The following is a 13851-nucleotide window of genomic DNA, read 5'->3' on the forward strand; positions in this document are numbered from 1 at the left end:
ACGAGTGAAGCTCAACCAAAATTCAAAAAGCCACTCCGCGGAGTGGCTTTTCTATTAATCCATTTCTTTTTCGGGTATCTCTAATGTGCTGTCCTCTGATTTTGCAACAATGTAAGCTCCTGCAGCATCTCCTGTAATATTTACCGCTGTCCTCGTCATATCGAGAAGACGGTCTATACCCAGGATCAGAGCAATCCCTTCCACAGGCAGGTTCACTTGCTGCAGTACCATAGCGAGGAGGATAAATCCTACTCCAGGAACTCCAGCGGTTCCGATACTTGCAATAACCGCAAGACCTACAACAGTTAATAATTGTGTCAAGGTCAGATCTATTCCGTAAACCTGAGCAATAAACACAGTCGCTACCCCTTGCATGATTGCTGTACCATCCATGTTGATGGTCGCACCAAGAGGCTGAACAAAGCTGCTTATACGCTTTGGCACACCAAGGTTTTCCTGTGCTACATCCATGGATACAGGAAGAGTGGCATTACTGCTTGAAGTACTGAAAGCAACACTCATCGCCGGAATAAAACGTTTGAAGAAGGTGATCGGGTTTGTTTTCCCCAGGAATAATATCGCTCCGCCGTAGGTAACGAAAAAGTGGATAAGTAATGCCAAGAGAACTACCATAAAGTAGGCACTCATCGCTTTTATGGCATCAATGCCAAGCCCGCCTACAGCTGAGGCGATCAAGCCGAATGCCCCATATGGTGCTGTTTTGATAACAACGTGAACGAGGAACATGACAATATCGTTCGCCTGTTCGAAGAAGGTCTTGACCATGACCGCCTTTTCACCCAGTACGTTAATCGCAAAACCCAAAAATACGGCAAAAGCGATGATTTGGAGCATTTCTCCTTTGGCAAGAGCTTCTACTGGATTTTTAGGGATAATATTCAGCAGTGTTTCTTGAACCGGTGGAGCTTCTTCGGGCTTTTGATCTTCAGCAAGCTTATCCACCAGCATATCCTCAAAATTCCCTGCATTACCAGGCTCGATAACAGAAGCCAATGTTAATCCGATTGTGATGGCGATACAAGTTGTCACCAGGAAGTACAGAATGGTTTTCAGTCCAATAGATCCAAGCTTCTTGGTATCCCCAAGGCCCACGACACCGAGCGTAATGGAAATGAGGACTATTGGGACCACCAACATGGTGATCAAGTTAAGGAAGATCGTACCTAGTGGCTGAAACAAGAATTTATCTAAAGGTTCATATAGATTCGGAGCGTATAAATTAATTACAAGACCTACTAGAATACCTAAAATAAGACCGATGATTATTTTTTTCGTGAGTGATAATTTTTTCTTCTTTTTCACATGATGTTCCTCCCTTTTGCAATAGTGATATAATGTTTTTTGAAGAAAATTACAGGAGATGTATGTAATTCACAAAAGGCGACTTTTTTCATTCTACGTCTAATATAATAATCTGTAAAGTGAGTTATGATAGATTAACTTTTGCGCCATGTGTTATATTACAGAGATCAGGTACGAAAGTCGGGTTGTCTTCTTTTCAAATTTTTGATATAGTTAACAACGATTTTCTACTTTTATTTACCCATAAATTAAACTTTTATAGCATTCACAAATAGAAAAATTTTCATGCAGAAAGATGGAGGGGTTTTCGTTGAAATTAATTTGGAGAGTTATGGTGGCAATATTTGTTCTTATTGCAGCAAAAGTGGCCATCGATTCCTATCAGATCATCAAGGTAGCCGCCGCTACAGATCACGTTCGGATCGATCCCGCGCTATACTTCAACCTGTCATACTTAATTTTTGGTTTTATAGGGCTGATGCTTTTTTCTGACATATTCAAGAAATTCATAAATAAAAGAAACAACCAGTTGAAGTTTTAATCCATACAAAAAAGCAGGCCTGATGCCTGCTTTTTTTACTTGGCACTTTAAACACCGCAGTTGGTTTCCGCACGCAACAGGCGCAGCGACCCAAGGGGCTTGCGAGAGCCTCCTCGGCTTCGCCTGTGGGGTCTCCACTAAACGCAACACCCGCCGGAGTCTTCGCCAATTGCTCCAATCAACAGCTAGATTCTTAAAAAATCAACGCTAGTCATAAACATTGCTTACGACTTTAATCCACTTCACGTCCTCTATACGCTTCATAGATTTCAAACCATTGCTGTCTGGACAGAGAAAGCTCTGTCGCCTCTACTGCCGCTTTTACACGCTCAATTTTCCCTGACCCGACTATCGGAATGATTTTTGCCGGGTGAGCTAACAACCATGCATACAACACTTGATCGATCGAAGCAGCTCCAATCTCGCCTTTTACCTGTTCTAACACTTTTCTCACCCTGACCACACCAGCTTCCTGGCTTGTGAAAATCGAGCCTCCGCCAAGTGGCGACCAGGCCATCGGTGACACTCTCTCCTGCTGGCACAGCTCAATTGTTCCTGCTTCGAAATGCTCCAGATTTGTGGCAGAGATTTCGATCTGATTGGTCACTAACGGGAAATCCAAATATGAATTCAATAGCTTATAAGCTGCAGGTTTGAAGTTCGATACTCCAAAGCTTTTCACTTTTCCTGACTCCTTTAGAGCAGTGAATGCTTCTGCTACTTCCTCCGGGTTCATGAACGGATCCGGTCTATGGATGAGCAGTAAATCCAGATAATCCGTTTGGAAGTTCTTCAATGAATTTTCAACCGACCAGGTGATATGCTCTTTGCTTGTATCATAGTATTTGATTTTATGTTCCGGTCTATTGGATGAAATCAGCTTGATGCCGCACTTGGTCACCAGCTCCATTTTATCTCTCAGAGAAGGTTTGAGGGCCAAGGCTTCACCAAACTTTTCTTCCACCATATAATTTCCATAAATATCGGCATGATCGAACGTCGTCACGCCCATTTCCAGACACTGTTCCATAAAAGAGAGTGTTTGCTCGTTCGTATAATTCCATTCCTGCAATCTCCACATCCCATGGACAATCCGGGAAATAGATACTTCTTTAGATAAATGTATTTTCTCCAATTATCTCCACTCCTTTTCTTCTTCAAAATGGATTATACTAGGTTGTCGGAGAATTTACCAATTTAATTGATAGAAAGATTTTATTAAAAAAAACAAAACTTTTTTACTATATGAAGTATGTAAGGATATACTTCTGTTCTACTATTGATTAAAATAAAAGATAGATAAAAATTGACAAAAAGCGAGGATACTACCATGCCTACAGCAGTACACCATAAGATTGGGAAGAAAATGCTAGAATCAGAGATTGAACTATCAGAAAGAATACTGAATGATATAAGGCTTGCCTATCCTGAAATTTCGGAATACCGAGATCCGCATCACCAGGCTGCAATAAAAGAAATCTTCCAGACTCTTATTAAATTTATTGGGAAGTACGTGCAGGACCCGGTGAATACAGTATTGGATGAGGCAAAAGACTGGGGTGAATCCGTCGGTATCATGTCTGTTCAGGCTGGAGGTTCCTTGGAGGACGCATTATCGAATATGACTCTCTATAAACGTGCACTATGGAATTTCATTCAGGAGGAAGGCGCCAAGGAAGGCATCCATCTGAATCATCTGACCGAGATTTTCATCCACATTGATGAGATTTTCAATATCATCGTCTACGGCTTCAGCCATGCATTCACACTTGCAACCGAACAGAAAATACAGGACACCAGGACGAGCTTCATCAGACTTTCCATCCCAATCGTGCCACTTTTCGAAGGTCTCGCGGTTCTTCCTTTGGTTGGAGAGATCGATGAGCTTAGAGCAAGCATACTGATTGAAGAAACTTTGCAGAAAAGCAAAAATTTGTCTATCAATAAGTTGATCGTTGACTTTTCAGGCGTATATAAATTGGATGAGACTGTAGTGCATACATTAGATTTGCTGATCCGTTCCCTGAAATTAATCGGGATTACACCGATCATTACCGGATTACGACCGGAACTGAGCTTGCAATTCATCTCCACTGGTGTGAGTTTGACAGATATCCAGATTACAGGGTCCATCGAACAGATCTTGCAGGATTTCCAGTTGAAGAATTAGGAGCCGCACATGTTGCAGCTCTTTTTTTATTTTTTGATTGTAATATACTTAAAGATGGATTATGATAGATTTATCACAAAACACAAAATACAGTTATTCAAATATTAAAAATAACTACATATAGTATTTTTGCGAAAAAGGTGTCTTTAACAAGACTTAATAGGGAATCCGGTGAAATTCCGGAACTGTCCCCGCAACTGTAAGTGCAGACGAATTGAATCACCACTGTATAAGTAGGCTTAACGGCTCTTATATGGGAAGGGTCAATGTAGGAAGAAGCACAAGTCAGGAGACCTGCCTTTTCGAACTAGTTTCTTATTCTTCGGGAGTTGAGATGATGAAACGGTGCTAGAAGCTTGCATGAATCAATACCTCTTCCTATTTCAGCGTTGGAGGTATTCTCCTTCACGTATTCTATTATCGTTTGATCCACTCAATCCTGGGTGGATTTTTTTTATTAATGCGAAACGGAGTGAACGGCATATGATTACTTCAACATTAAATATTACAAACCAGACTTTGGATACCAAAGCTTGGATTCATGGTATATTGGCTGAATTCCCCCACTTGGCAACAGAATCGTTCCTCGATAAAGCAGATAAGCTGGTTGGAAGTCAAAATACGGAAGGCTATAAGCATCTAACCTTGGAGGCGATTGGCTACATTTCCGAGAATGAGCCAGATTGGACTTTTGTTGCTGAACGGATTCTTCTCAGACAATTATATGAGGAAGCGTGCGCCACTCGCGGCACCGACACCCCCTACGAGAATTTCTATTACCTTTTACATTCCTTGGTGGAAATGGGCATTTTTCATCGGTCACTTCTGGAATCATATAGCACTGAAGAAATAAAGGAATTGGAAAAGTTCATCGATCCGGAAAAGGACAAGCTTTTTACATACATCGGCCTCAAGACGCTGGCAGACCGTTATCTGTCCCGAGGCTACAACAAGGTCCTGTGGGAGCTTCCGCAAGAAAGGTTCATGATAATTGCCATGACCTTGATGGCCAAGGAAGAAAACAATCGGATCGAACTGGTAAAAGAGGCATATTGGGCACTAAGCAATCTGTACATGACGGTCGCGACACCCACATTCTCCAATGCAGGGAAAAGCTATGGACAGCTATCGAGCTGTTTTATCGATACTGTGGATGATAGCTTACAAGGAATATATGACAGTAACACAGATATTGCCAATCTATCAAAGTCAGGTGGCGGAATCGGCGTGTATTTAGGAAAAATCCGCAGTCGTGGAAGTGATATCCGTGGTTTCAAGGGTGTATCGAGCGGGGTCATTCCCTGGATGAAGCAGTTGAACAATACGGCGGTTAGTGTAGATCAACTGGGACAGCGCAAAGGGGCCATTTCTGTATACTTGGATGTCTGGCATAAGGATATTTTCCCTTTTCTCGATAGCAAGCTCAATAATGGGGATGAACGGGTGCGTACCCATGATCTATTCACTGGTGTCTGCCTTCCAGATGTATTTATGGAGCAGGTGGAAAGCCGTGGCGACTGGTACCTGTTCGACCCACATGAAGTGCGAAATGTGATGGGCTATTCGCTTGAGGATTTCTTTGATGAACAAAAAGGAGCAGGCAGCTTCCGGGATAAATATTGGGAGTGTGTGCACCACCCTTCCCTGCATCATGATAAAGTGCCAGCCATCGATGTCATGAAAAGCATCATGCGTGGCCAGCTTGAAACAGGAAGTCCGTTTATGTTCTATCGTGACGAGGTCAATCGCATGAATCCCAACCATCACCTTGGGATGATCTATTGCACCAACCTTTGTACAGAAATCACCCAGAACCAAAGTGCCACCACCACGAACAAGCAATTTGTAAAAGACGGCGCTATAGTGACGGTGAAGACACCAGGGGACTTTGTTGTATGTAACCTCTCCTCCATCAACCTTGCGCGGGCTATCCCCGCTAAAGTCCTGAAGAGATTGGTAGCTATTCAGGTTCGGATGCTCGACAATGTCATTGATCTTAACAACATTCCGGTCCTTCAAGCCAAGCTGACCAATGAGAAATACCGTGCTATCGGATTGGGAACATTCGGTTGGCATCATCTTTTGGCCTTGCAGGGAATCAAATGGGAAAGTGAAGAGGCGGTAGAATTTGCAGACTCACTCTATAGAGAAATCGCCTTTTATACGATTCAGGCAAGTGCAGCCCTAGCAAAAGAAAAAGGCGCATACCCAGCATTTGAAGGATCCGATTGGTATACCGGGGAGTATTTCAGTAAAAGAGGTTATCAAACAGATGACATTTTTGATTGGGGAGGCTTACAGGAGCAAATAGCCTTATCCGGCATCCGTAACGGCTATCTCATGGCAGTGGCCCCTAATGCGACCACCTCTATCATTGCAGGCAGCACAGCAAGCATCGATCCAATTTTCCTGAAAGTGTATTCCGAGGAAAAAAAGGATTACAAAATTCCGGTGACTGCCCCTGATTTGAATGCAAGCACCACATGGCTCTATAAATCAGCCTACCATATCGACCAGCATTGGAGCATCGCCCAGAACGCGGCCAGACAGAAGCATATTGACCAGGCGATTTCCTTTAACCTGTATGTAACCAATGCAATCAAAGCAAAGGCGCTCCTTGATCTGCATCTGGATGCATGGAAACAGGGATTGAAGACTACCTACTATGTAAGGTCCACTTCAAAAGAAATAGAAGAATGCGATTCTTGTGCAAGCTGATAATTTAGGAGGGAAACAACGATGACTGCTTCACTGACTTCACGATTACTGATGGACGCAACCGCTCCAAACCGATCGACGAAAATAATAAATGGCCAGAGCTCGAACGTGCTGAACTGGGACGATGTCGCCTTTTCCTGGGCCTATCCCAAATACAAAAAAATGCTCGCCAATTTCTGGTCGCCCTTTGAAATAAATATGTCCCAGGATATCAAACAGTTTTCCGAGCTTTTACCTGATGAAAAGGATGCCTTCCTAAAAATCATCGGACTTCTTGCATTGTTGGATAGCATACAAACGGATTATGCAGGAAAAGTGGCGGACTATTTAACCGATTCCAGCTTGAATGCACTGATGATCATGCTCGCCCAACAGGAGGTCATTCATAACCATTCCTATTCCTATGTATTATCAAGTCTGGTTTCCCGGTCAAAACAGGAAGAGGTTTTTGAATACTGGCGTACTGAACCGATACTCCGTAAAAGAAATGACTTTATCACAAATGGATATGCCGCATTTGCAGAAAAGCCGGATGTGGAGAGCTTTCTTCATTCCATCATCTATGATGTCATTTTGGAAGGACTGTTTTTCTATTCGGGATTCGCATTTTTCTATCATCTGGCAAGACAGCAGAAAATGGTCTCATCCAGCACCATGATCAATTACATCAACCGTGATGAACAGATACATGTGGACTTATTCGTGAAAATCTTCAAAGAGGTACTGTTGGAGTATCCAGAATATGATACAGATGAATTGGCAACCTTTGTCACCCAAACCTTTATCGAGGCAGCAGAACTTGAAATCGACTGGGCTAGGCATATCCTTGGAGATAAAATTGCAGGGATAGATATCGGGGACGTCGAGGCATATATTAGGTTCTATGCCAATGTAAGATGCAATCAGCTCGGTTACGCGCGCCCCTTCGAAGGATACCGCACCAATCCTTTGAAATGGATCAAGGCATATGAAGAGGTCGACCTTGGCAAATCAGACTTTTTCGAACAGAAATCCAGGCAGTATACAAAAGTGAATGTAGTGGACAATGGATTTGATGAGCTTTGAATTAAACGTTAAAAGCCGGTAGCTGAGTTAAAACTTGCTACCGGCTTTTTATTCTCACCAAGGCTCTTTTTGTAAAGTTTGTTGCTTATGTCTGTAAAAAATCGGCTTTTGGATTTTTTACAGCTTTCATCCCTGTATTAATCAAAGAAAATAAATTGATTACATGGAAAAAGAGCACGAAAGCAAGTTCTTTTACGTGTTTACATTGGATACGTCAAAAGCACAATGTATGCGAATTTAGTCACCAAACAGGATAAAAGAATATGGATACACCCAGATACACTACCCCCAACACCACATAGCCGATATACTGCTGTTTGTGTGAGAGCCAGACTTCCAGGCCTCTCATGAGAAATGCCAGGCTCACCAGACAGAACATCCATCCGAGATACAATGTACTATCTGTGTAAACACCAATACCACCCAAAATCAGTCCAGAAAAAAACAAAAGCAGCTGCAGTACAACGAATGGCTTATTTCGTGATTTTATATCCTTGAACATCGACCTTCCCCCTTGATTCGGTGCGAAAAATAAAGAGTTTTATGTATGTATAAATTCATTTTAACAGAATTTTTCGAGAAAAGCCGCTTTTTGTTGATTCAATATACTCTTCTAATAGATGAGCCCGCAGCTGGATTATATCACCATCCAGCTGCAGGCTCTCCACTTTATTTCTTTTTATAGAACACCCTCGAAGCTATCAACCCAATCAACCCCAACGCAATAAACAGAATCGCTTTAAACTGGATTGAAATAAATGGCAGATCAAGCAAAATCAGCTTTACAAGCGTCAATACCAATAATCCCACACCGATATATTTTGCAAGATTGAACCTCTTCCATATGCCCAATCCAATGAAAACCACGGCTTGGGTCATCCAGGCAAAGCTTAGCCACAATGTCTGATTTTCATAGGCCAGATCATTTGTCATCGCCATCGTAAGCTGTGTGACGAATACCAACGAAAAGAAGGTGAATAGCAGGCCGCCAATGGTCAACGTCCGTGTCTGCAGATCCTGATTAAACTGCCAGACAACCAGGATCCCGAGTATAAACGTCATCAATAAAATCAGCCACTGCACCGTCTCGAAGGATAAAGGTTCCAAAATTGGATCCACCAAGACCATCATCGTCCCTATCAGGAAGATAAATACGGATAGCACCTTACTCGCCAAGCTATTATATTTGAAAGCTGCATAAAACGCCCCGATACCCTGGAGCAGAAGCAATGCTCCCAAATATTCATCTGAAAAGTAATGGAAGAAAAAGAAGAACATAAACAATAATCCGTTAATTGCAAGCTGATCGACTTTATGCTTCTGCTGCTTCCATAGGAAACTCAATACTGCATATGTTCCTATCCCAAAAAGCAGATAAAGGGTAATGGAAAGGTCCTGGAATATGCCATACACCCATGTGTACGTAACAAACACACTACTAAATACTGTGCCTGCCTGTACCTTCGTGAAATGCTCTGTTGTCAGGAAGAAATATAGTAGTACTGCATGCTGAATGATAATGGCAGTCGGCAGCAGATAGCTTCCTTCCACTTCCGGAGAAAATGCATAATAAAAAAGTAAAGCCCCATTTAATAATAAAAAGGAAGCCACATACAAATATATAAACCTAAGCTGTATGGCAAGATACAAAAATACAAGGAACAGCACCGTTTCATATCCGACGAATATGTAGATGGACGGATTGCTGCTCTCAATCAAAAACGGTACCAAGAATCCGCCAACCACACTGATGATTGCCAATGCTTGAGACGAAAATCGCGTCGTTAACCAGACGCCGCCAATGATCCATATCACCTGAAGGATAAAGGCCAGGATCGGTCCAATCATTCCGTATAGGCTATGCATGGCAAAAGTGGCAAGAATCAGCACCGATATGCCGCCGCCAAGCAGGACCTGCCCCAATACTTCCCGCTTATGATGCATCTGCTTGTATCCGATAAACAGCAAAGCCGCTGATGTAAGATAGCCAAGGCTAATCTTGACCCAATCATTTAACCAGCCATAATCAGACGCCGCTTTAAACCCCCATACCACCCCGACAATAAATACGAAAATGAAAATACGGGGAAGCCAGGTTTGCAGCAGGATCTTTTCCCAGTCCCTCGGTTCTGTTTTAAAATGTTCAGATATCGCATTTTTATCGATAACCAATTCCTGCCGTCCGCTTTTATCTGAATGTGGAATAGGCGCAGCTTGCTTGATCGGCACTTTTCTGAAACCAGCCTCAACTTGCCTCTCCTCTATATTCTTCACCTTCGATTGTAAAAGTGATAGCTCTTGTTCCAAGGCTTTCAACTTCTCTTCCAGTTCGCGCATTTTTGAATCCTGATCCATATACTCACTCCAATATTAAGACCTTGGCATTACAATTGGTAATTACAACCATAACTCTATCTTACTATTAGAAATGTGCCTGTCAACAACTAGAACAATTTAAAATACTGCAGGGCAATGATGGAAATGCCCAATATCCATACGTAAACCGCAAACATGCGCAAGGAGTGCTTTTTCAAATAATTGATCATCCATTTGACGGCAAAATAGCCAAAAAGGCAGGAGGAAAGTATGCCGACCATTAAGGCCAATAGAGAAATATCCTCTTTACCTGTCTGCGCGACCTCCACAGTCTGCAGGAATACAGCACCCGCAATGGCTGGGGTGGATAACAGAAAGGAGAAATAGGCCGCTGTTTCCCGGTCGAGCTTCCGGAATAATCCGGCCACAATCGTCAGCCCAGATCGTGATATGGCAGGAAAAATCGCGGCAGCCTGAAAGGAACCGATGAACAGTGCATCCTTCCAAGAGATATCCTCCATTTTCTTAGCGCCTTGTTTGATGCTGTCTGCAAACCATAGAAAAGCTCCTGTGATCAGAAATTCCCACCCGATTGTTGCGCCAGTTTTGGAAATCTCCTCGAAATAGTCTTTGAAGGTCAAGCCAATGACAACCGCCGGAATGGTCCCAATAATTAATAGAAAGGAAAGCTTATGAAAGGGGTTGCGGATAATTTTTGCAAACTCTTCCCTGTAAAAGTACAATACGGCGACCAACGTACCAAAGTGCAGCATGGTATCAAGTAAGAGGCCTGCTTCCTGTAGCCCAAAAATATTTCTGCCCAAATACAGATGTCCTGTACTTGAAATTGGCAGGAACTCTGTCAACCCTTGAATGATGCCAAGTATGAATGCCTCTATTTTAGACAAAATAGCTCCCCCCTCTACCCTCTCTTACGATCGAACACAAAATAAGTGATGGCACCAAGAATGATCAGGATCATGATCGGAATGATCAAAGGCTGTGCGACCTGTTTGATTTCCCGCCAATTCTCCCCAAGCTGGAATCCCAGAAATAAAAAAAGAATGGTCCAAGGTATCACCGCTGCTACCGTATAAAATAAAAAAGGGAGAAACCTCATTTTCGCAATACCAGCGGGGATGGAGATGGCGTGCCTTACTACAGGAATGAAACGTGCCGTAAAAATGACGATGGGTCCATATTCCTGAAACCATCTTTCCGATACATCAAGATGCTTCTGATGGATAAATACAAACTTTCCATACTTTTCGAGAAACGGCCTACCGCCAATGCTCCCAGCCCAGTATAAAAAGAGCTGGGCAAGTGTTCCTCCCACTACCCCGGCTATTGTAGCGGCAAGAAATCCTACCTCACCTTTGGAAATCAAGTACCCCCCATATCCAAGCACAATTTCACTGGGGATAATTTCAATCATCAATCCAAGTGCAATACCAAGTACACCCAATCCAGTAAAAAGCTCAAAAACCGATAGAAAGAAATGCTCCATAAATCACGCCTCTTTTTTGGTTGTTGTCCTTTATATGTATGAAAGCAAGTCCTTAATAATCACCATAAAAAAGAAACAAGCTTCCTGCTATCGAAAAGTTTTTGGAAATCAAAGAGGATTTCCTTATTTTTTGTCGAATCGTATATATGATTGTCAAATTTAATGAGGTGACCGATGATGAAGAAGTTGTTTCTTCTCTCTGTGTTCCTCCTTTTTCTTACAGCATGTGGCCAACCTCCTGAAATCAAGCAGCGATATTCCTTTGTAGAAGTGGTAGAACAGCAAGAGGATGCTTCTCTCTCTGAAATAAAAGATATCGATTTGATATTAAGAAATGGTGAAGTGATTGTTGGGCTTGAGAAAGCTAATGAACAGTACTCCCGTTACAACTTTGAGCAGACTCCTGCCTATGCCATTTTCGAATACACTGGTTATTTGACGGACGATATGATTATGTTCACTTATGATAAAGAAGAAGCGGTAGCACTTCTTGAAGAGCTGATACAAGAGGAAAAGGAAAAAGAGGAATAAAAGTGGTCGACCAAAGGGTTTGAAGCTTCATCCCCTGACGGCTCGACCTTTTATTATCCACTAATTGTAAGCGTTTTCTTTCATTCTGGTGCTGAGCGTTCGCATGCACCCATACACTTTATCAAGCGTGAAGATATGAAGCTGTCATTAATAGGATGGGGGAATGAAGATGGACTCTTTTTGCATCCAAAGCTTTTGTGTAGGATATGATCTACTTGCGATAACCTTAGTTTGCATGATCATCTTATATGTAGGCTACCGATTTTTGGGGCACGAAGACTGATAAATGGAATGGGGCAGTGCATACTAAAGAAGAGGTGAATAATGATGAAAAAAATTTCACTCCTTCTTTTTTCGGTCTGCTTGATTCTTTGCCAACAGACCTTTGCCCAGACGGATATTCAAATAGAAGTATTTGACGTAGCACAAAGCAAGGTGGTAAAGTCCATTCCACTTGATGAAGATAAAAAAAATGAGGCCATCAGGCTAGTGAGAAGTGTTGAATCCCTTTTTCCCAAGATAAACGCGACACCGAGATCAGGTATCATGGTCAAGGTTCCATTCGATTCCACAATAAATCTTAACAATATTCTGGTCAAGGACCCTGTGAAAGAAGTCATCTTCATTTTTCCAAACGGGGAACGGCCCTATATGCTTCTTTTTGATGAGCAGAAAAAGAATCCGATGTTTTACTACTTTAAGGAGGATCCCATCCCGTTTTTAAAGCAATTAGGGGTGACCCTATAATGTAATAATGAAAAATGGTTACACTAACAATATCTATCTATTTTGGAGGAGCAAAAAATGAGAAAATGTCACCTACTCCTTTTCGCTTATTGTGTTAGTGTAACCTTGCTTGCTGGATGCAGCACAAAGAATATAGATCCTTCCGCAGATAAAGGGCAAGCAGAAAAGGCTCCCCTGCTGCCGGTATCAGGAGACTATACTTTTTTGCGTTATGTGGAAGATAAAGAGCATACGGAATATCGTGTGCTATACAGCGAAGTACCGGATAGCAAAATTGTTCAGGTTAAAACGGTTCAAAAGCTGGATTCAACAGAAATTTCCGAAACCAATAATTTTTATGAAGAACTGAAGGACGGAATTTATGGATATATGGTTCTATCAGAGGATTTCCCTAAAGATTGGACTGCCAATGATATAAAAAAATTTCAAAAGACGAAAATCATCGCATATCCTCTTGAGGTTGGAAGCAAATGGACAGAAAATCTCGAAGATTTGGGCGTGTCCATCTCCTATCACATTCGCTCCATTGATTCTACCTTGGAAACACCGGCAAAAACCTTCAACCAAACCATTGTCATTGATTTTGAAGAAAAGGATAAAGAGGGAAAGATTATCCGTAAAGGGACATCCACTTTTGCACCACAGGTCGGTTGGATACGTCATGAAACAGAAGCGGAATATTTGAAAGACATTCACGAACTCGTGAAAATCAACGAATCTTAACTCATTCTTTCTAAGCTCATTTTTTTCAAGAATATTAGAACTTTCAAGCTTTCACTTACGTTATAAGGTTAGCCATTGTTAAAGTTAGTTTTTACAAAAATGTAATGAAGAGACATATCTATATCGTGTATAATAGTAAACGTGCAATTATTATATTTTTTGGCTATAAACCGTTACATACATTTTTCCAATTTTTATAATTCATACATG

The 13851-nt window shown here is 41.9% G+C and carries 13 protein-coding genes and 1 riboswitch; of the genes, 7 read left to right on the forward strand and 6 right to left on the reverse strand.

What is annotated here, in order from left to right:
• Positions 1-54: 54 nt before the first annotated feature.
• Positions 55-1323, reverse strand: coding sequence for a dicarboxylate/amino acid:cation symporter (locus tag ACQCT5_RS18265; protein ID WP_499643900.1), 1269 nt, complete (start codon positions 1321-1323; stop codon positions 55-57).
• Positions 1324-1633: 310 nt separating this feature from the next.
• Between ACQCT5_RS18265 and ACQCT5_RS18270 the strand changes: the two genes are divergently transcribed.
• On the forward strand, positions 1634-1864 hold the full coding sequence (locus ACQCT5_RS18270; protein WP_499643902.1) for a hypothetical protein: 231 nt from the start codon (positions 1634-1636) through the stop codon (positions 1862-1864).
• 232 nt (positions 1865-2096) lie between these two features.
• Here ACQCT5_RS18270 and ACQCT5_RS18275 read toward each other — a convergent pair whose 3' ends face one another.
• A complete protein-coding gene (locus ACQCT5_RS18275; RefSeq protein WP_499643904.1) occupies positions 2097-2999 on the reverse strand; it encodes an aldo/keto reductase in 903 nt (300 codons plus the stop codon).
• A 195-nt stretch (positions 3000-3194) separates the two neighbouring features.
• Here ACQCT5_RS18275 and ACQCT5_RS18280 point away from each other — a divergent pair, with 195 nt between their 5' ends.
• From ACQCT5_RS18280 to ACQCT5_RS18290, 3 genes are all read left to right on the forward strand, one after another.
• Positions 3195-4034 (forward strand): STAS domain-containing protein, encoded by an 840-nt coding sequence (locus ACQCT5_RS18280; RefSeq protein ID WP_499643906.1) that lies wholly within the window; start codon positions 3195-3197, stop codon positions 4032-4034.
• Positions 4035-4155: 121 nt separating this feature from the next.
• Positions 4156-4349, forward strand: a riboswitch (cobalamin riboswitch).
• Between the two features lie 45 nt (positions 4350-4394).
• On the forward strand, positions 4395-6752 hold the full coding sequence (locus tag ACQCT5_RS18285) for a ribonucleoside-diphosphate reductase subunit alpha (RefSeq protein ID WP_499644060.1): 2358 nt from the start codon (positions 4395-4397) through the stop codon (positions 6750-6752).
• Between the two features lie 21 nt (positions 6753-6773).
• Positions 6774-7817: a ribonucleotide-diphosphate reductase subunit beta gene (locus ACQCT5_RS18290; RefSeq protein ID WP_499643908.1), complete on the forward strand. Its 1044-nt coding sequence runs from the start codon at positions 6774-6776 to the stop codon at positions 7815-7817.
• A 241-nt stretch (positions 7818-8058) separates the two neighbouring features.
• Here the strand turns inward: ACQCT5_RS18290 and ACQCT5_RS18295 are convergent, their stop codons facing one another.
• The 4 genes from ACQCT5_RS18295 to uptA form a co-directional block, all read right to left on the reverse strand.
• Positions 8059-8319, reverse strand: coding sequence for a hypothetical protein (locus ACQCT5_RS18295; RefSeq protein ID WP_499643910.1), 261 nt, complete (start codon positions 8317-8319; stop codon positions 8059-8061).
• A gap of 167 nt (positions 8320-8486) precedes the next feature.
• Positions 8487-10172: a DUF2339 domain-containing protein gene (locus ACQCT5_RS18300; RefSeq protein WP_499643912.1), complete on the reverse strand. Its 1686-nt coding sequence runs from the start codon at positions 10170-10172 to the stop codon at positions 8487-8489.
• An 89-nt stretch (positions 10173-10261) separates the two neighbouring features.
• Positions 10262-11041, reverse strand: a complete 780-nt coding sequence (locus ACQCT5_RS18305) for an undecaprenyl-diphosphate phosphatase (protein WP_499643914.1) — start codon at positions 11039-11041, stop codon at positions 10262-10264.
• Positions 11042-11055: 14 nt separating this feature from the next.
• On the reverse strand, positions 11056-11640 hold the full coding sequence (gene uptA / locus ACQCT5_RS18310; protein WP_499643916.1) for an undecaprenyl phosphate transporter UptA: 585 nt from the start codon (positions 11638-11640) through the stop codon (positions 11056-11058).
• Between the two features lie 174 nt (positions 11641-11814).
• Here uptA and ACQCT5_RS18315 point away from each other — a divergent pair, with 174 nt between their 5' ends.
• From ACQCT5_RS18315 to ACQCT5_RS18325, 3 genes are all read left to right on the forward strand, one after another.
• On the forward strand, positions 11815-12171 hold the full coding sequence (locus ACQCT5_RS18315) for a hypothetical protein (RefSeq protein WP_499643918.1): 357 nt from the start codon (positions 11815-11817) through the stop codon (positions 12169-12171).
• Positions 12172-12495: 324 nt separating this feature from the next.
• A complete protein-coding gene (locus ACQCT5_RS18320) occupies positions 12496-12918 on the forward strand; it encodes a hypothetical protein (RefSeq protein ID WP_499643920.1) in 423 nt (140 codons plus the stop codon).
• Positions 12919-12975: 57 nt separating this feature from the next.
• Positions 12976-13641 carry a hypothetical protein gene (locus tag ACQCT5_RS18325; protein ID WP_499643922.1) on the forward strand — a complete coding sequence of 222 codons (666 nt, stop codon included), beginning with the start codon at positions 12976-12978 and terminating at the stop codon, positions 13639-13641.
• Positions 13642-13851: the final 210 nt, after the last annotated feature.

Origin of the sequence: Sutcliffiella halmapala, assembly GCF_050107295.1 — a bacterium.
Lineage (GTDB): Bacteria > Bacillota > Bacilli > Bacillales > Bacillaceae_I > Sutcliffiella_A > Sutcliffiella_A halmapala_A.

What these genes read in the sequence shown, in the direction of transcription:
- ACQCT5_RS18285 (WP_499644060.1), top strand. Translation starts at nt 4,395, where the DNA reads ATGAATCAATACCTCTTCCTATTTCAGCGTTGGAGGTATTCTCCTTCA.
- ACQCT5_RS18315 (WP_499643918.1), top strand. Translation starts at nt 11,815, where the DNA reads ATGATGAAGAAGTTGTTTCTTCTCTCTGTGTTCCTCCTTTTTCTTACA.
- uptA (WP_499643916.1), bottom strand. Translation starts at nt 11,640, where the DNA reads ATGGAGCATTTCTTTCTATCGGTTTTTGAGCTTTTTACTGGATTGGGT.
- ACQCT5_RS18295 (WP_499643910.1), bottom strand. Translation starts at nt 8,319, where the DNA reads ATGTTCAAGGATATAAAATCACGAAATAAGCCATTCGTTGTACTGCAG.
- ACQCT5_RS18325 (WP_499643922.1), top strand. Translation starts at nt 12,976, where the DNA reads ATGAGAAAATGTCACCTACTCCTTTTCGCTTATTGTGTTAGTGTAACC.
- ACQCT5_RS18290 (WP_499643908.1), top strand. Translation starts at nt 6,774, where the DNA reads ATGACTGCTTCACTGACTTCACGATTACTGATGGACGCAACCGCTCCA.
- ACQCT5_RS18280 (WP_499643906.1), top strand. Translation starts at nt 3,195, where the DNA reads ATGCCTACAGCAGTACACCATAAGATTGGGAAGAAAATGCTAGAATCA.
- ACQCT5_RS18300 (WP_499643912.1), bottom strand. Translation starts at nt 10,172, where the DNA reads ATGGATCAGGATTCAAAAATGCGCGAACTGGAAGAGAAGTTGAAAGCC.
- ACQCT5_RS18320 (WP_499643920.1), top strand. Translation starts at nt 12,496, where the DNA reads ATGATGAAAAAAATTTCACTCCTTCTTTTTTCGGTCTGCTTGATTCTT.